18 protein-coding genes are annotated in these 18,139 nt (G+C 46.6%); all 18 read left to right on the plus strand.

The features are described 5' to 3' along the window. The first annotated feature begins 333 nt into the window (after nt 1-333). The 18 genes from rpoB (at nt 334) to rpsQ (ending at nt 18,117) form a co-directional block, all read left to right on the plus strand. Nucleotides 334-3,879, plus strand: coding sequence for a DNA-directed RNA polymerase subunit beta (gene rpoB, locus ACE3MZ_RS03155; protein WP_411345097.1), 3,546 nt, complete (start codon nt 334-336; stop codon nt 3,877-3,879). A 153-nt stretch (nt 3,880-4,032) separates the two neighbouring features. Next, nucleotides 4,033-7,647, plus strand: a complete 3,615-nt coding sequence (gene rpoC / locus ACE3MZ_RS03160) for a DNA-directed RNA polymerase subunit beta' (protein ID WP_411345098.1) — start codon at nt 4,033-4,035, stop codon at nt 7,645-7,647. A 276-nt stretch (nt 7,648-7,923) separates the two neighbouring features. Beyond that, nucleotides 7,924-8,172 carry a ribosomal L7Ae/L30e/S12e/Gadd45 family protein gene (locus tag ACE3MZ_RS03165; protein WP_411345099.1) on the plus strand — a complete coding sequence of 83 codons (249 nt, stop codon included), beginning with the start codon at nt 7,924-7,926 and terminating at the stop codon, nt 8,170-8,172. 138 nt (nt 8,173-8,310) lie between these two features. Next, on the plus strand, nt 8,311-8,730 hold the full coding sequence (rpsL, locus tag ACE3MZ_RS03170) for a 30S ribosomal protein S12 (protein WP_188777916.1): 420 nt from the start codon (nt 8,311-8,313) through the stop codon (nt 8,728-8,730). 49 nt (nt 8,731-8,779) lie between these two features. Beyond that, nucleotides 8,780-9,250, plus strand: a complete 471-nt coding sequence (rpsG, locus tag ACE3MZ_RS03175; RefSeq protein WP_367064391.1) for a 30S ribosomal protein S7 — start codon at nt 8,780-8,782, stop codon at nt 9,248-9,250. Between the two features lie 50 nt (nt 9,251-9,300). Continuing rightward, nucleotides 9,301-11,373, plus strand: a complete 2,073-nt coding sequence (gene fusA / locus ACE3MZ_RS03180) for an elongation factor G (RefSeq protein WP_411345100.1) — start codon at nt 9,301-9,303, stop codon at nt 11,371-11,373. A gap of 114 nt (nt 11,374-11,487) precedes the next feature. Then, the gene (gene tuf / locus ACE3MZ_RS03185; RefSeq protein ID WP_411345101.1) at nt 11,488-12,678 is read left to right on the plus strand and encodes an elongation factor Tu; all 1,191 of its coding nucleotides are present in this window, start codon (nt 11,488-11,490) and stop codon (nt 12,676-12,678) included. Between the two features lie 331 nt (nt 12,679-13,009). Further along, nucleotides 13,010-13,318 carry a 30S ribosomal protein S10 gene (gene rpsJ, locus ACE3MZ_RS03190; RefSeq protein WP_017692074.1) on the plus strand — a complete coding sequence of 103 codons (309 nt, stop codon included), beginning with the start codon at nt 13,010-13,012 and terminating at the stop codon, nt 13,316-13,318. Between the two features lie 45 nt (nt 13,319-13,363). Beyond that, a complete protein-coding gene (gene rplC / locus ACE3MZ_RS03195) occupies nt 13,364-13,987 on the plus strand; it encodes a 50S ribosomal protein L3 (protein WP_411345102.1) in 624 nt (207 codons plus the stop codon). A 25-nt stretch (nt 13,988-14,012) separates the two neighbouring features. Next, complete coding sequence (rplD, locus tag ACE3MZ_RS03200) at nt 14,013-14,636, plus strand: 50S ribosomal protein L4 (protein WP_411345103.1); 624 nt, start codon at nt 14,013-14,015, stop codon at nt 14,634-14,636. Further along, nucleotides 14,636-14,929 carry a 50S ribosomal protein L23 gene (gene rplW, locus ACE3MZ_RS03205; RefSeq protein ID WP_411345104.1) on the plus strand — a complete coding sequence of 98 codons (294 nt, stop codon included), beginning with the start codon at nt 14,636-14,638 and terminating at the stop codon, nt 14,927-14,929. The genes rplD and rplW overlap by 1 nt, the downstream gene beginning before the upstream one ends. 13 nt (nt 14,930-14,942) lie before the next feature. Beyond that, on the plus strand, nt 14,943-15,773 hold the full coding sequence (gene rplB / locus ACE3MZ_RS03210; RefSeq protein WP_367064396.1) for a 50S ribosomal protein L2: 831 nt from the start codon (nt 14,943-14,945) through the stop codon (nt 15,771-15,773). A 59-nt stretch (nt 15,774-15,832) separates the two neighbouring features. After that, on the plus strand, nt 15,833-16,111 hold the full coding sequence (gene rpsS / locus ACE3MZ_RS03215) for a 30S ribosomal protein S19 (RefSeq protein ID WP_411345105.1): 279 nt from the start codon (nt 15,833-15,835) through the stop codon (nt 16,109-16,111). 35 nt (nt 16,112-16,146) lie between these two features. After that, nucleotides 16,147-16,494, plus strand: a complete 348-nt coding sequence (gene rplV, locus ACE3MZ_RS03220) for a 50S ribosomal protein L22 (RefSeq protein ID WP_367064398.1) — start codon at nt 16,147-16,149, stop codon at nt 16,492-16,494. Between the two features lie 15 nt (nt 16,495-16,509). Beyond that, entirely contained in the window at nt 16,510-17,175 is a 666-nt protein-coding gene (gene rpsC / locus ACE3MZ_RS03225) for a 30S ribosomal protein S3 (protein WP_411345106.1), read from the plus strand. Nucleotides 17,176-17,177: 2 nt separating this feature from the next. Continuing rightward, on the plus strand, nt 17,178-17,612 hold the full coding sequence (gene rplP / locus ACE3MZ_RS03230) for a 50S ribosomal protein L16 (protein WP_322907992.1): 435 nt from the start codon (nt 17,178-17,180) through the stop codon (nt 17,610-17,612). After that, nucleotides 17,602-17,802: a 50S ribosomal protein L29 gene (rpmC, locus tag ACE3MZ_RS03235; protein ID WP_017815370.1), complete on the plus strand. Its 201-nt coding sequence runs from the start codon at nt 17,602-17,604 to the stop codon at nt 17,800-17,802. The genes rplP and rpmC overlap by 11 nt, the downstream gene beginning before the upstream one ends. A gap of 51 nt (nt 17,803-17,853) precedes the next feature. Beyond that, nucleotides 17,854-18,117, plus strand: coding sequence for a 30S ribosomal protein S17 (rpsQ, locus tag ACE3MZ_RS03240; protein WP_017815371.1), 264 nt, complete (start codon nt 17,854-17,856; stop codon nt 18,115-18,117). Nucleotides 18,118-18,139 lie beyond the last annotated feature (22 nt).

Below are 18,139 nucleotides of genomic sequence, written 5' to 3' on the forward strand. Positions count from 1 at the left end.
TAATATGATATTATTATGAAATGTCAGTATTAAGATGCCCTTTTTGGCTTTAGTTTTCTGCAAATGTCGAAAATTATGTACCATGAAGGGTGTTTCATATTGTCCATAAACGTATAATAATCGTTCTTCCGATGAATTTCAACCGGAATTGCAAGTGTAGACGCTGGATCACATCCGTTGATAGCTGATGGTGCTCTTTTTTCGAACCATTCGATAAGGGCTTTTCTCTATTTCTGGGTGTGAACTTCTGTGTTATGAACTTATTATACGTGATCCAAACAGCAGTTCGCAATGAAATTTTTAAGTGAGTAGACATTAAGGGGTGAGTATAAGTTGGCAGGACATCTTGTTCAATATGGTCGACGCACTCGGCGAAGTTATGCACGAATTAACGAAGTTCTTGAAGTACCAAACCTGATCGAAATCCAACAAAAATCTTATCAGTGGTTTTTGGATGAAGGATTGCGTGAAATGTTCCAGGATATCTCGCCGATTCAAGATTTCACTGGCAATCTGGTGCTTGAGTTCATCGACTACAGCCTGGGTGAGCCTAAATATACAGTAGACGACGCGAAAGAACGCGACGTTACGTATTCAGCTCCACTGCGGGTCAAAGTCCGTCTCATTAACAAGGAAACGGGTGAAGTCAAAGAGCAGGAAGTATTCATGGGTGATTTCCCGCTGATGACGGAAACCGGCACCTTTATTATCAACGGTGCAGAACGGGTTATTGTCAGCCAGTTGGTTCGCTCTCCCAGCGTCTATTTCAGCACTAAAGTCGATAAAAATGGTAAAACATCATATACAGCTACCGTTATTCCTAACCGCGGTGCATGGCTGGAACTGGAAATGGATGCGAAGGACATTGTTTACGTCCGTATTGACCGCACCCGTAAGATCCCTGTAACAGTATTGCTGCGCGCGCTTGGATTCGGCAGCGACGCTGAAATTTTGGACCTGCTTGGTAATGACGAATACATCCGCAACACTTTAGATAAAGACAACACTGACTCTACCGAGAAAGCGCTGATCGAGATTTATGAGCGTCTTCGTCCGGGTGAGCCGCCAACATTGGATAACGCAAAAAGCTTGCTGGTAGCACGCTTCTTCGATCCAAAACGCTATGATCTGGCGAATGTTGGTCGTTACAAAATCAACAAAAAGCTGCATATCAAAAACCGTCTCTTCAACCAAAAACTGGCTGAGACGCTGATTGATACGAATACTGGAGAAATTATTGCAGAAGCTGGACAAGTGGTAGATCGTCGTCTGTTGGACGAAATCATGCCATATCTCGAAGGCGACCTGAATTTCAAAACGTATCACGTAGCTGGCGGCGTTCTGGATGCTAACGATATCCCGATGCAAAACATCAGTGTCTTCTCCCCGCTGGAGGATGGCAAGGTAGTATCGGTAATCGCTAATGGCATCATCGACAAATCTGTCAAAAACATCACACCAGCTGATATTATCGCATCGATCAGCTACTTCTTGAACTTGCTGCAAGGTATCGGCGATACCGACGATATTGACCATCTGGGTAACCGTCGTCTGCGCTCCGTAGGTGAATTGCTCCAGAACCAGTTCCGCATCGGTTTGTCCCGTATGGAACGTGTTGTTCGTGAGAGAATGTCCATTCAGGACGCTAACGTCATTACACCACAGGCACTGATCAACATACGTCCGGTCATTGCATCGATCAAAGAGTTCTTTGGTAGCTCTCAGCTGTCCCAGTTTATGGACCAAACGAACCCGCTGGGCGAACTGACGCACAAACGTCGTCTGTCCGCACTCGGACCCGGTGGTTTGACGCGTGAGCGCGCAGGCTTTGAAGTCCGCGACGTCCATCCAAGTCACTACGGTCGTATGTGTCCAATCGAGACACCGGAAGGGCCGAACATTGGTCTGATCAACTCCCTGTCCACATTTGCCCGTATTAACGAATACGGCTTTATCGAAGCTCCATATCGTCGTGTTGACCCGAAAACGCATCGCGTAACCGAGCATATCGACTATATGACAGCTGATGAAGAGGACAACTATGTGATCGCTCAGGCGAATGCGCAGCTGACAGAAGACGGCTCCTTTGCAGACGAGATGGTTATCGTCCGTTATAACAAACAGGCAGATAACATTCTCCCTATGCCAAGTGAACGCGTTGACTACATGGACGTATCCCCTAAACAGGTTGTGTCCGTGGCAACAGCACTCATTCCGTTCCTGGAAAACGATGACTCCAACCGTGCGCTCATGGGTTCCAACATGCAGCGTCAAGCGGTGCCACTGCTTATTCCGAAGGCGCCTCTGGTTGGTACGGGTATGGAACACAAAGCTGCCAAAGACTCCGGCGTATGTATCGTTACGAAATTTGACGGTATCATCGAGCGTTCCACAGCTAGCGAAATCACGCTGCGTCGTATCGAGAACGTAGATGGCAAAGAAGTCAAAGGTGACCTTGTTAAGTATAAATTACACAAATTTATGCGTTCGAACCAAGGTACGTCCATTAACCAACGTCCGATCGTCAAAACTGGCGATATTGTCAAAAAAGGCGATATCCTGGCAGACGGTCCTTCCACGGAGATGGGCGAGATCGCACTCGGTCGTAACGTTGTCGTCGCATTTATGACCTGGGAAGGTTATAACTACGAGGATGCGATCCTGCTGAGCGAGAAGCTGGTAAAAGAAGATGTATACACTTCGATTCACATCGAGGAATACGAATCCGAAGCCCGCGATACCAAACTCGGACCTGAAGAAATTACACGCGACATCCCGAACGTCGGTGAAGACGCGTTGAAAAATCTTGACGAGCGCGGAATTATCCGCATCGGTGCTGAGATTGCTGCTGGCGATATCCTCGTTGGTAAAGTTACTCCAAAAGGCGTAACTGAGCTGACTGCGGAAGAACGTCTCCTGCATGCGATCTTCGGTGAGAAAGCTCGTGAAGTTCGCGATACGAGCTTGAGAGTACCTCACGGTACGGACGGTATCGTTGTAGACGTGAAAGTATTTACCAGAGAAAACGGTGATGAATTGCCACCGGGTGTGAACCATCTGGTACGTGTCTACATCGCGCAAAAACGTAAAATCTCTGAAGGCGATAAAATGGCCGGACGTCACGGTAACAAAGGGGTCGTAGCCCGCATTCTGCCGGAAGAAGATATGCCATTTATGCCGGATGGTACACCTGTACAGGTTGTACTGAATCCGCTGGGCGTACCTTCCCGTATGAATATCGGTCAGATTCTGGAAGTTCATATCGGTATGGCAGCGATGAAGCTGGGTATTCACGTCGCTACACCGGTATTCGATGGCGCGAACGAGTACGATGTATTTGACACTATGGAAGAAGCTGGTATGCAACGTAATGGTAAAACTGTCCTTTACGATGGTAGAACTGGTGATGAGTTTGAGCGTGAAGTCACTGTCGGTGTCATGCACATGATCAAGCTCGCTCACATGGTCGATGATAAAATTCACGCCCGTTCCACTGGTCCTTACTCGCTTGTTACGCAACAGCCGCTGGGTGGTAAAGCTCAGTTTGGTGGTCAGCGTTTCGGTGAGATGGAAGTTTGGGCGCTGGAAGCTTACGGCGCTGCATACACCCTGCAAGAAATCCTTACAGTCAAATCCGATGATGTCGTTGGTCGTGTAAAAACGTACGAATCGATCGTCAAAGGCGAAAACGTTCCTGAACCGGGCGTTCCTGAATCATTCAAAGTATTGATTAAGGAGCTGCAAAGTTTAGGTATGGACGTTAAGATTCTCAATGAGGAAGAAAACGAAATTGAGATGAGAGAGCTGGATGACGAAGAGGAAAACACCAATGATAAACTGAGCCTGAACCTGGAAGGCTCCGAAGTCGGCGTAGATTAATATCACTTGTCATATTCCCAACATTGTTCGATGGCAGATGCAGGCGAACCGGAGTTATTCCGGTTCAGCCTCATTCGTCGGACGGTGCATTGGGTTTTGTGCGGAATAAAGAGCTTTACAATAAATAGGATTTGGCCTTAGGAGGGGTGTCTTTTGATAGACGTTAACAATTTCGAATTTATGAAAATTGGGCTTGCTTCCCCAGACAAAATTCGTTCTTGGTCCCGCGGAGAAGTTAAAAAACCGGAGACAATCAACTACCGTACGCTCAAACCGGAAAAGGACGGTCTGTTCTGCGAACGCATTTTCGGACCAACCAAAGACTGGGAGTGCCATTGCGGTAAATACAAACGCGTACGTTACAAAGGCGTCGTTTGTGACCGTTGTGGCGTTGAAGTAACACGCGCCAAAGTACGTCGCGAGCGCATGGGTCACATCGAACTGGCAGCACCTGTATCGCATATCTGGTACTTTAAAGGTATCCCGAGCCGCATGGGTCTGGCACTGGACATGTCCCCACGTTCCCTCGAAGAAGTAATCTATTTTGCATCTTATGTCGTTACTGATCCAGGCGAGACACCACTGGAGAAGAAACAACTGCTGTCCGAAAAAGAATACCGCAGCTATCGTGAAAAATATGGTTACGGATTCCATGCAGGCATGGGTGCGGAAGCGATCAAAAAACTGCTTCAAGATCTCGATTTGGATAAAGAACTGGAATTCCTGCGTGAAGAGCTGCGTACCGCTCAAGGTCAACGTCGCAACCGTGCGATCAAACGCCTTGAAGTTGTCGAAGCATTCCGTAATTCCGGCAACTCTCCAGACTGGATGATCATGGACGTACTGCCGGTAATTCCACCGGAAATTCGTCCAATGGTACAGCTGGATGGCGGACGTTTTGCAACATCCGACCTGAACGATCTGTATCGTCGTGTTATCAACCGTAACAACCGTCTGAAACGCCTGCTGGATCTGGGCGCTCCTGACATTATCGTACAGAACGAGAAACGTATGTTGCAAGAAGCGGTAGATGCTTTGATCGATAACGGTCGTCGTGGACGTCCGGTAACCGGTCCAGGTAACCGCCCACTGAAATCTCTCAGCCACATGCTGAAAGGTAAACAGGGTCGTTTCCGTCAAAACTTGCTCGGTAAACGTGTCGACTATTCCGGTCGTTCGGTTATCGTCGTAGGTCCTTACCTGAAAATGTACCAGTGTGGTCTTCCAAAAGAAATGGCACTGGAACTGTTCAAGCCTTTCGTTATGAAAGAGCTGGTCAACAAAGGTCTGGCACACAACATCAAGAGTGCGAAACGCAAAGTTGAGCGCGTAAGCCCTGAAGTGTGGGACGTTCTGGAAGAAGTAATCAAAGAACATCCAGTTCTGTTGAACCGTGCACCGACGCTGCATAGACTCGGTATCCAAGCGTTTGAACCGATTCTGGTTGAAGGTCGCGCGATCCGTCTGCATCCGCTCGTATGTACGGCATACAATGCCGACTTTGACGGTGACCAAATGGCGGTTCACGTTCCATTGTCTGCTGAAGCACAAGCGGAAGCACGCCTGCTGATGCTGGCATCTGGTAACATCTTGAACCCGAAAGATGGTAAACCAGTTGTTACACCATCCCAGGATATGGTCCTCGGCTCCTACTATCTGACTATGGATAACATGGAAGCCAAAGGCGCTGGTATGATTCTGCGTACTGTAAACGAAGCCGTATCTGCGTACCAACGTGGCACAGCTTCCTTGCATGCTCGTGTTGCAATTCCAGCAAGTGCACTGGGTAAAACCAGTTTCACAGACAAACAACAAACCGGTATGTTGATTACAACGGTTGGACGGATCATCTTCAACGAGATCTTCCCTGAATCGTTCCCGTATATCAACGAACCAACTCGTGCCAACCTGTATCAAGGTATCCCGGATCATTACTTTATTTATGAAAAAGGTACAAACGTACTGGAATTCATGAAGGCTGTTCCGCAAACCGGCGCTGTCGGCAAAGAGTACCTCGGTACAATCATTGCACGTTGCTTTGAGATCTATCATACAACACTGACTTCGGTCATTTTGGATAAAATCAAGCAACTTGGTTTCACATATTCCACTCGTGCTGGTATTACCGTTGGTGTGGCAGACGTTGTCGTTCCACCGGAAAAAACCGCATTGCTGGCTGAATCCGACAAAAAGGTTGCCGTTATTACCAATCAGTACCGTCGTGGTCTGATTACAAATGAAGAGCGTTACGACCGCGTTATCGAAATTTGGTCCCGTACCAAAGACGAGCTGACCGATATCCTCATGAAATCGATGGATCGTTATAACTCCATCATGCTCATGGTTGATTCCAAAGCCCGGGGTAACAAATCGCAGATCACCCAGCTGGGCGGTATGCGTGGTCTGATGGCCAACCCATCCGGTCGGATCATCGAACTCCCAATCAAATCGAACTTCCGTGAAGGTCTGACGGTACTCGAGTACTTCCTGTCCACTCACGGTGCGCGTAAAGGTCTGGCGGATACAGCACTTCGTACAGCTGACTCTGGTTATCTGACTCGTCGTCTCGTTGACGTTGCCCAAGACGTAATTGTTCGCGAAGATGATTGCGGAACGGACAAAGGCTTTATCGTTGGTCGTATCCAAGATGGCAAAGAAGTAATCGAAGATCTGTACGATCGTCTGGAAGGACGTTATTGCTTCGAAACTGTTCGTCATCCAGAAACAGGCGAAATCATCGTTGGTCGCAATGAACTGATTGACTCCGACAAAGCCGAAGCAATCGTTGCAGCTGGTATTAACAAAGTACAGATTCGTTCCGTACTGAGTTGCCGTACTCGTCATGGCGTATGTAAAAAATGTTATGGCCGTAACCTGGCAACTGGTAAACACGTGGAAATCGGTGAAGCGGTTGGTATTATCGCTGCCCAATCCATCGGTGAGCCAGGAACACAGCTTACTATGCGTACGTTCCACACCGGCGGTGTTGCCGGAGACGATATCACGCAAGGTTTGCCTCGTATCCAGGAGCTGTTTGAAGCCCGTAACCCTAAAGGTCAGGCGACAATCAGTGAGATCGACGGCGTTGTCAAAGAAATCCGCGAAGCAAAAGACCGTCGCGAAATCGAGGTTGAAGGCGAAGCAGAAACCAAAGTTTACTCCGTTACCTACGGTTCCCGCCTGAGAGTAAGAGAAGGCATGGAGATCGAAGCAGGGGACGAGCTGACTGATGGTTCGATTGACCCGAAAGAAATGCTGCGTATCAAAGGTATCCGTGGCGTTCAAAACTATATCTTGCAAGAAGTACAACGCGTATATCGTAACCAAGGTGTAGAAATCAACGATAAACACGTTGAAGTTATGATCAGACAGATGCTGCGTAAGATCCGTATCGTTGATAACGGTGAAACGACGCTGCTGCCAGGTTCTTTTGTCGACATCTACGAATACGAAGATGCCAATAAAGTAGCAATCGTAGCAGATCGTGAACCAGCCGTTGCCAAACCGGTACTGCTTGGTATTACAAAAGCATCTCTGGAAACAGACTCCTTCTTGTCTGCTGCATCCTTCCAGGAAACAACTCGTGTCCTGACAGATGCTGCAATCAAAGGTAAAGTCGACAAACTGCTCGGTCTGAAAGAGAACGTAATTATCGGTAAACTGATTCCTGCTGGTACAGGTATGAACCGTTACCGCAGTGTTCAATTTGAAGAGCCGGAACAGATTGAAGGAAACGAAGAGAATCTGGAAACTGTAACGGTTGAGTAGTAGATATAAAGCATGCTGATCTTCCTATGACAGCATGCCACCGGTGAGTTGGTTGTATACAATCACCAACGCAAAATAGAGTCTGACCAAAAAAAGGAGCAATCCTTTTTCTGGTCGGGCTTCCGTTTTGTGGTTGATGTCACGAAAGTGATGGAGACAAAATAATCTTTTCGCCACAATTGATTTATGTGTTGACACCTTGCCTATGATAATGCTACTATATCAAAGGTGCGTGAGTAGAACGTTGATCCCTGTTCTTTTGGAGGGAATCGTAAGATGACTAATGATAAAGGATTACAGGATGCCCGGATCAAGATTGGCACAAAGCAGACAATGCGAATGGTCGAACTTGGACAGGCTGAAGAAGTCTATGTTGCGCAGGATGCAGAACAGCATCTGATCACCCGAATCGTACAGCTTTGTAACAAGCATTCCGTCAAAGTCACCTATGTGGAGACGATGAAGGAATTAGGCAATGCGTGCGGCATCGAAGTGGGCAGTGCGATGGCTGTCATTCTTAAATAAAAGCAAGTCAGGAATGTTTTTGCAGGTCGAGTGGCAGGCAAAAACTTTTCATTTGTTCTTTTATGAACCGCCTGGGTCTGTGGGCTTAACAGACGGTTTACAAAAGTTCCAAACATATTGGAAGGAGGTGGCAATACAATGCCAACTATTAATCAATTGGTCCGTAAAGGACGCCAAGCGAAAATCGAGAAATCGAAATCTCCTGCACTGCAAAAAGGGTTTAACGCTCTGAAACGTCAAGAGACAAACCTGAGTGCTCCACAAAAACGTGGTGTTTGCACTCGTGTAGGTACGATGACTCCGAAAAAACCAAACTCCGCGCTTCGTAAGTATGCTCGTGTACGTTTGACTAACCGTATCGAGGTTACTGCTTACATTCCAGGTATCGGTCACAACCTGCAAGAGCACAGCGTCGTACTTGTACGCGGTGGCCGGGTAAAAGACTTACCAGGGGTTCGTTATCATATCGTTCGTGGCGCACTGGATACTGCTGGTGTTAACAACCGCATGCAAGCTCGCTCGAAATATGGTACAAAACGTCCGAAAGAGAAAAAGTAATCCGCTAGCGCAGATCACTGCGCTGCATAATTGAGAAAGGGGGATAACCATGCCAAGAAAAGGTCCAGTTACCAAAAGAGACGTGCTGCCTGATCCGGTTTATAACAGCAAGCTTGTTACACGCCTGATCAACCGCGTCATGATCGACGGAAAACGTGGAGTTGCTCAAAGCATTCTTTATAATGCGTTCAACCTGATTCAAGAACGCACAGGAAATGATCCTATGGAAGTATTCGAGGCGGCAATCAAGAACATCATGCCGGTTCTCGAAGTTAAAGCTCGCCGTGTCGGTGGTGCTAACTATCAAGTACCTATCGAAGTTAAACCGGAGAGACGTACTTCCCTGGGTCTGCGCTGGCTCGTAAACTACTCCCGCAACCGCGGCGAGAAAACAATGGAAGAGCGTCTGGCTGCTGAAATCATCGACGCATCCAACAACACTGGCGCATCCGTTAAGAAACGCGAAGACACACACAAAATGGCTGAAGCGAACAAAGCGTTTGCTCACTACCGCTGGTAGGATTTAAGCCTGTTTTCAAAAATTCATATTTTTGAAGGGAGTACCTATTCATGGCAAGAGAGTTCTCCTTGAAAAATACACGTAACATTGGTATCATGGCACACATTGATGCCGGTAAAACAACCACTACGGAACGTATCCTGTTCTACACAGGCCGTACGCACAAAATCGGTGAAGTTCACGAAGGTGCTGCGACTATGGACTGGATGGAGCAGGAGCAGGAGCGTGGTATCACTATCACGTCCGCTGCGACAACTGCACAGTGGAAGGGCCACCGCGTTAATATCATTGATACTCCAGGTCACGTTGACTTCACAGTTGAAGTTGAACGTTCCCTGCGTGTATTGGACGGGGCCGTAGGCGTATTTAGTGCGAAAGAGGGCGTTGAGCCACAATCCGAGACTGTTTGGAGACAAGCAGACCGTTATGGTGTACCTCGTATCGCTTATGTCAATAAAATGGATATCATTGGTGCAGACTACCTGAATGTTGTTAAAGACATGCGTGATCGTCTGCAAGCAAACGCTGTTGCAATTCAGCTGCCTATCGGCGCTGAAAACGACTTCGTTGGTATCATTGATATCGTTGAAATGAAAGCTATCCAGTACAAAGATGATCTGGGTAAAGATCCGGTAGATATCGAGATCCCAGCCGATCTGAAAGATACTGTTGAAGAGCTTCGCATGGAACTGGTAGAGAAAGTTGCAGAACTGGACGAAGACCTGATGATGAAATACCTGGAAGGCGAAGAACTGACGATCGATGAGATCAAAGCTGCTTTGCGTAAAGGTGTTTGTGATGTTAAGATCTTCCCTGTAATCTGTGGTTCCTCTTACCGTAACAAAGGTGTTCAGCCTATGCTGGATGCTGTCATCGACTACCTGCCGTCTCCACTGGATGTACCGGCGATCAAAGGTGAACTCGAAGACGGCACAGAAGAAGTTCGTCATTCTTCGGATGAAGATCCTTTCTCTGCACTGGCGTTCAAAATCATGACCGACCCTTATGTTGGTAAACTGACATTCTTCCGCGTATACTCTGGTGTACTGCAATCCGGTTCTTACGTTGTGAATGCTACTAAAGGCAAACGCGAACGTATCGGTCGTATCCTGCAGATGCACGCCAACAGCCGTGAAGAAATCAGCGTAGTTTACGCTGGTGACATCGCTGCCGCTGTAGGTTTGAAAGATACAGGAACAGGTGATACACTGTGTGATGAGAAAAACCCAATCATTCTGGAGTCTATGAACTTCCCTGATCCGGTTATCGAAATCGCTGTAGAACCTAAAACCAAAGCAGACCAAGATAAAATGGCAACTGCTCTGGGCAAACTGACAGAAGAAGATCCTACTCTGCGCGCTTCTACTAATGAAGAAACAGGACAAACCATCCTGGCAGGTATGGGTGAGCTTCACCTTGATATTATCATCGACCGTATGCGTCGTGAATTCAAGGTTGAAACGAACGTAGGTCAACCTCAGGTTGCTTATCGTGAAACTTTCCGTCAACCAGCTCGCGTCGAAGGTAAATTCGTACGTCAATCCGGTGGTCGTGGTCAATACGGTCACGTTTGGGTTGAATTCGAACCTCTCGAAGCAGGTACTGGTAACCAATTCGAAAGCAAAATCGTCGGTGGTTCCGTACCAAGAGAATATGTTGGTCCTGCACTCGCAGGTATCGAGGAGCAAATGAAGAACGGTGTTCTTGCAGGCTTCCCGGTTGTAGACGTAAAAGCTACAGTTGTAGACGGATCTTATCATGATGTCGATTCCAACGAGATGGCATTTAAAATTGCCGGTTCGATGGCATTGAAATCCGCAAAAGACAAGTGTAAACCTGTCCTGCTGGAGCCAATCATGAAAGTTGAAGTTACAGTACCAGAAGAGTACATGGGTGACGTAATGGGTATGCTGAACTCCCGTCGCGGCCGTATCGAAGGTATGGATTCCCGCAGCGGTACTCAAATTATCCGTGCAAAAGTACCTCTGTCCGAAATGTTTGGTTATTCCACAACACTTCGTTCCGGTACACAAGGACGCGGTGTGTTCTCCATGGAACTTTCTCACTACGAAGAAGTACCTAAGAGCATCGCTGAAGCAGTTAGTGCAAAAGCTAACGGCTAATACGTCCCACCTTGTTTTTACCTATGGGATGTAGAGAAAGCGGGTTGACCGCTTTCATACATTCCGTACTTAATATCAATACACAACACTACCTTTAAGGAGGAAATGTTTAAAATGGCTAAAGCTAAATTTGAACGTAATAAACCGCACGTTAACATCGGTACTATCGGTCACGTCGATCATGGTAAAACAACTCTGACAGCTGCAATCACTACTGTACTGTCCAAAACTTATGGCGGTGCTGCTGTAGCATTCGACCAAATCGATAAAGCACCAGAAGAGCGCGAGCGCGGTATCACAATCTCTACTGCACACGTAGAGTACGAAACTCCTAACCGTCACTACGCACACGTAGACTGCCCAGGTCACGCCGACTATGTTAAAAACATGATCACTGGCGCGGCACAAATGGATGGAGCGATCCTGGTTGTATCCGCAGCTGACGGTCCAATGCCACAAACTCGTGAGCACATCCTGCTGTCCCGTCAAGTAGGTGTTCCTTACATCGTCGTATTCCTGAACAAATGTGATATGGTTGAAGACGAAGAGCTGTTGGAACTGGTTGAAATGGAAGTTCGCGATCTGCTGAGCGAATATGAATTCCCAGGCGACGACACTCCAATCACTCGTGGTTCTGCTCGTGAAGCACTGCAAAACCCTGATGGTGAGTGGGCTCAAAAAATCGTTCAAATGTTCGAAGAAATCGACACTTACATCCCAACTCCAGAACGCGAAACTGACAAGCCTTTCCTGATGCCTGTCGAGGACGTATTCTCCATCACTGGTCGTGGTACAGTTGCTACAGGCCGTGTAGAGCGTGGTGTGGTTAAAGTCGGCGATGAAATCGAAATCGTTGGTATCCACGAAGAAACTAAAAAATCCGTTGTTACGGGCGTAGAAATGTTCCGTAAATTGCTGGATTCCGCTCAAGCGGGTGACAACATCGGCGCACTGCTGCGTGGTGTTGATCGCACACAAATCGAGCGTGGACAAGTACTGTCCAAACCGGGTTCCGTTAACCCACATACTGAGTTCTCCGCTCAAGTATACGTTCTGACAAAAGAAGAGGGTGGCCGTCACAAGCCTTTCTTCACTGGTTACCGTCCACAGTTCTACTTCCGTACAACTGACGTAACTGGCGTTATCTCTTTGCCAGAAGGTACTGAAATGGTTATGCCAGGTGATAACATCACTGTTACGGTATCCCTGATCAACCCAATCGCGATCGAAGAAGGCACACGCTTTGCGATCCGCGAAGGCGGTCGTACTGTAGGCGCTGGTGCGGTTGCATCCATCTCCAAATAATAAATCGTTCCTGATTGGTCTTCATTAGACTAAGGAAGATTTTCGATAAGCAACAGTGTATTGTAACGAAGCAACAATGTATCCTAATCGAAAGTCCGATAAGGTCTGCTTCCTTCATTGTGAAGCGGGCCTTATTTTTTTATGGAAAGTTTCAAAAAAGACTTGCGTCAATGCATGCTCATCATATATAATAACTAATGTTGTGCTGAGACGTTGCGATGATGTGAGAGGTTACTGACACACCCGGCTCCTTTGCCATGAGCGGTGCGGTCGGAAAATTTTCACGGAGTATGTCCGATAATAAATTGGGCGATAGAAGGAGGGACTAAAAATGGCAAAGCAAAAAATTCGTATTCGCTTGAAAGCTTACGATCACAGAATTCTTGATCAATCCGCAGAGAAAATCGTTGAAACGGCTAAACGTTCCGGCGCAGGAGTATCAGGACCGATCCCACTGCCGACTGAGAAACAAATCATCACTATTCTCCGTGCAGTGCATAAATACAAAGATTCTCGTGAACAATTCGAACAACGTACACATAAACGTTTGATCGACATTGTAAACCCAACTCCACAAACTGTGGATGCTCTGATGCGTTTGGACTTACCGTCTGGCGTAGATATCGAAATTAAATTGTAATCCACATAGATTGTGGTACTACGGAAAGTAGAAAGAGGTGTCAACATGAAAGGTATCTTAGGAAGAAAACTGGGTATGACTCAAGTCTTTACCGCAGAAGGTAACGTAATTCCTGTAACGGTTATCGAAGCAGGCCCATGTGTGGTGCTGCAAAAGAAAGACCTGGAAAATGACGGATACGAAGCGGTACAAATCGGTTTTGCAGACAAGAAAGCTAGTCGTGCAAACAAACCGGAAGCAGGACATGCTACTAAAGCAAACACTGTGCCTAAGCGCTACGTTCGCGAAATTCGCGGTGTTGACCTCGCTAGTGTCGAGGTTGGCCAGGAACTGAAAGCAGATCTGTTTGCTGAAGGTGAATTCGTTGATGTAACGGGTATTTCTAAAGGTAAAGGTTTTGCCGGCGTTATCAAACGTTGGGGCCAAAGCCGCGGACCAATGTCCCACGGTTCCCGTTACCATCGTAGACCAGGTTCCATGGGTTCCATCCAGGCTAACCGTGTACCAAAAGGTAAACGTCTGCCAGGACATATGGGTCATGATACAGTAACGATCCAACGTCTCGAAGTTATCCGCGTGGATGCTGAGCGTAACGTTATCCTTGTTAAAGGTTCCATCCCGGGCCCTAAAAACAGTTTCGTTAAAGTAAAAGAAACGGTGAAAAAATAAGTAAAAAAGAAAGGAGGAACATGAAATGCCAAAAGTAGCACTTTATAGTATCGATGGTAGCCAAGTTGGCGAAATCGAATTGAGCGATTCCGTTTTCGGTATCGAACCTAATGCTAGTGTGCTCCACGATGCAGTTGTTATGCAACGCGCTTCCCTTCGTCTGGGTACTCACAAAGTTAAAGGACGTTCTGAAGTTCGCGGTGGTGGACGCAAACCTTGGAAACAAAAAGGAACTGGACGTGCCCGTCAGGGTTCTATCCGTTCTCCACAATGGAAAGGCGGCGGCGTAGTATTCGGACCGACTCCGCGTAGCTATGCTTTCAAACTGCCTAAAAAAGTTCGTCGTCTGGCGATCAAATCGGCTCTGTCTTCCAAAGTAATTGCTAACGAAATTATTGTTCTGGATGCTCTGACTCTGAACAGTCCAAAAACAAAAGACTTCGTAGCGATTCTCAATAAATTGAACGTAGACCGTAAAGCACTGATCGTTGCTCCGGAATACGACAATAACGTTGCTCTGTCTGCTCGTAACATCCCAGGTGTTAAATTTGTTGCAGCTGATGGTGTGAATGTTCTCGATGTGCTGTTGCACGACAAACTGATTCTGACTAAGGATGCAGTTCAGAAGGTACAGGAGGTGTTCGCGTAATGAAGGATCCTCGTGATATCATTAAGCGTCCGGTAATTACTGAGCGTACTGCCGACTACATGAGCGAATTGAAATATGCTTTCGAAGTTGACATTCGTTCTAACAAAACCGAGATCAAAAAAGCAATTGAAGAAATCTTCAAAGTGAAAGTGTCGAAAGTTAACACTCTTCGCATGCCTGCTAAACCAAAACGCTATGGACGTTACAACGGCTATACTTCCGAATGGAAAAAAGCTATCGTAACACTGGCTCCAGATAGCAAACCGCTTGAGTTTTTTGAATCTGTAGAGTAAGGAGGAATAACCTGTGCCTATTAAAAAGTACAAACCGACATCCCCGGCTCGTCGTAATATGAGTGTTTCTACATTCGAAGAGATTACAACGAATCAACCGGAGAAAACGTTGCTGGCTCCGCTTTTCAAAAAAGCTGGTCGCAACAACCAAGGTAAAATTACAGTTCGTCACCACGGCGGCGGACACAAACGTAAATACCGTATCATCGACTTCAAACGTAACAAAGATGGAATACCAGGTCGCGTTGCTACAATCGAGTACGATCCAAACCGTACTTCCAACATCGCGCTGCTGCATTATGCAGATGGTGAAAAACGCTATATCATCGCTCCAAAAGGACTTAAAGTTGGAGATCAAGTATTCTCCGGCGCGGACGCTGATATCAAAATCGGTAACTCCCTTCCACTGGAAAACATTCCGGTTGGTACAGTTATCCACAACATCGAATTGAAACCAGGTAAAGGTGGTCAGCTGGTACGTGCAGCTGGTACGGAAGCCCAATTGCTTGGTAAAGAAGAAAAATACGTGTCCATTCGCCTGTCTTCCGGTGAAGTACGCCGTGTACTGAAAGTATGCCGCGCTACAATCGGTTCTGTAGGTAATGAAGATCACGAATTGATCAAAATCGGTAAAGCTGGTCGTAACCGCTGGTTGGGCAAACGTCCACAAGTTCGAGGCGTAGTTATGAACCCGAATGATCACCCACACGGTGGTGGTGAAGGTAAAGCTCCTATCGGTCGTAAATCTCCAATGTCGCCTTGGGGTAAACCAACTCTGGGTTACAAAACTCGTAAAAAAGGTAAAGCTTCCGATCAATACATCATTCGTCGTCGCACGAAGTAATAATCTTTGTGCGTGACTGATGTAACGGATTGACGAACAGTGAAGGGAGGATTCAATATATGAGCCGCAGTCTTAAAAAAGGTCCTTTCGTGGATGGATATCTGCTGAAAAAAGTAGACGTTCTGGATGCCGACAACAAAAAGGCAGTGATCAAAACATGGTCCCGTCGTTCTACAATTTTCCCACAATTCATCGGACATACATTTGCAGTCTATGATGGCCGCAAGCACGTGCCTGTATACGTAACGGAAGATATGGTTGGACACAAACTCGGTGAGTTTGCACCAACTCGTACGTACAAAGGTCACACTGACGATGACAGAAAAACAAGACGTTAATATAGAGTGGTAACAGTAAGAGAGGAGGTCACGCAATGCAAGCGAAAGCACATGCAAAGTTTGTACGCATCGCTCCGCGTAAAGTTCAACTGGTTGTTGATCTGATCCGCGGTAAGCAAGTTGGTGAAGCGATCGCAATTCTGCGTCATACACCAAAATCTGCGTCTCCGGTAGTTGAGAAACTGCTCAACTCCGCAATCGCGAATGCTGAGTTCATCAGCTCCGAGAAGAATGAGTCTATGGACGTGAACAACCTGTTCATTTCCGAAGCTTATGTAAACCAAGGTCCTACTTTGAAACGTTTCCGTCCCCGTGCGATGGGTCGTGCAAGTAAGATCAACAAACGTACAAGCCACATTTCTTTGGTGGTAACTGAAAAATAAAAGGAGGGAAAACGTGTGGGCCAAAAAGTAAATCCCATCGGATTGCGTGTAGGTATTATCCGTGACTGGGAATCTAAATGGTACGCTGGTAAAGATTTTGGCGATCTTCTTTTGGAAGATGTTAAAATTCGTGAATACCTGAAGACAAAACTGAAAGAGTCCGCTGTCTCCCGTATCGAAATCGAGAGAGCGGCTAATCGTGTGAACGTAACAATCCACACCGCAAAACCTGGTATGGTTATCGGACGCGGTGGTTCCGAAGTTGAAGTACTTCGCAACGAAGTAACGAAAATTGCGGGCGGTAAAAAAGTTCACATCAACATTTCCGAAATCAAAAATCAAGAGCTGGATGCAATCTTGGTTGCAGAAAGCATTGCACAACAACTGGAACGTCGCGTTTCTTTCCGTCGTGCTCTGAAACAATCGATTCAAAGAACTATGCGCTCTGGCGCTAAAGGTATTAAAACAGCCGTTAGCGGACGTCTTGGCGGTGCTGAAATCGCCCGTTCCGAAGGTTATAGCGAAGGAACTGTTCCACTGCATACACTTCGTGCTGATATCGACTATGGTACAGCAGAAGCTCATACAACTTACGGCCGTATCGGCGTAAAAGTATGGATCTATCGTGGCGAGGTTCTTCCTACGGCTAAGAAACAAGCTGCTCAGGAAGGAGGCAACTAATCATGTTGGTACCTAAACGTGTAAAACACCGTAAACAGCATCGTCCAGGTATGAAAGGACGCGCTAAAGGCGGTACTGAATTGAACTTCGGCGAATTCGGTCTGCAGTCTCTCGAGCCTGCTTGGATCACGAACCGTCAAATCGAAGCTGCCCGTATTGCTATGACTCGTTATATCAAACGTGGTGGTAAAGTATGGATCAAAATTTTCCCGGACAAACCAATCACTCAAAAGCCTCTTGAGGTTCGTATGGGTAGTGGTAAAGGTAACGTTGAGAAATGGGTTGCCATCGTAAAACCAGGAAAAATTATGTTTGAACTTGCTGGCGTATCTGAAGAAATCGCTCGCGAAGCGATGCGTCTGGCTTCTCATAAACTGCCGGTTAAAACTAAGTTTGTGAAACGTGAAGAATTGGGTGGTGAAGCAAATGAAGGCTAATGAATTGCGCAACCTTACCACTGCTGAAATCGAGCAAAAGATTGCTGGTTTTAAAGAGGAACTCTTTAACCTGCGCTTTCAACTTGCTACCGGTCAATTGGATAACCCTACTCGTATTAGCGCCGTTCGCAAGCAAATTGCTCGTGCTAAAACAGTAGTACGTGAAAGAGAACTCGGAATTACTTCATAATCCAATATTTGACGGACTGTTGATGCCCGTCAGCAAGGGAGGAGGCACACTATGAGCGAACGTAATGCCCGTAAAGTACAGGTAGGTAAAGTTGTCAGTGATAAAATGGACAAAACTATCGTTGTTGCTGTAGAAACTTACAAAAAACACGATCTGTACCACAAACGTATCAAGTACACTAAAAAATTCAAAGCTCATGATGAAAACAACACTGCGAAAATCGGTGACGTTGTAAAAATCATGGAAACTCGTCCACTGTCGAAAGACAAAAACTGGAGACTCGTGGAAGTAGTAGAAGAAGCAATCATCATTTGATGATTACGATAAGCTGCCCGGA

Source organism: Paenibacillus sp. WLX1005 (genome assembly GCF_046603685.1).
Lineage (GTDB): Bacteria > Bacillota > Bacilli > Paenibacillales > Paenibacillaceae > Saccharibacillus.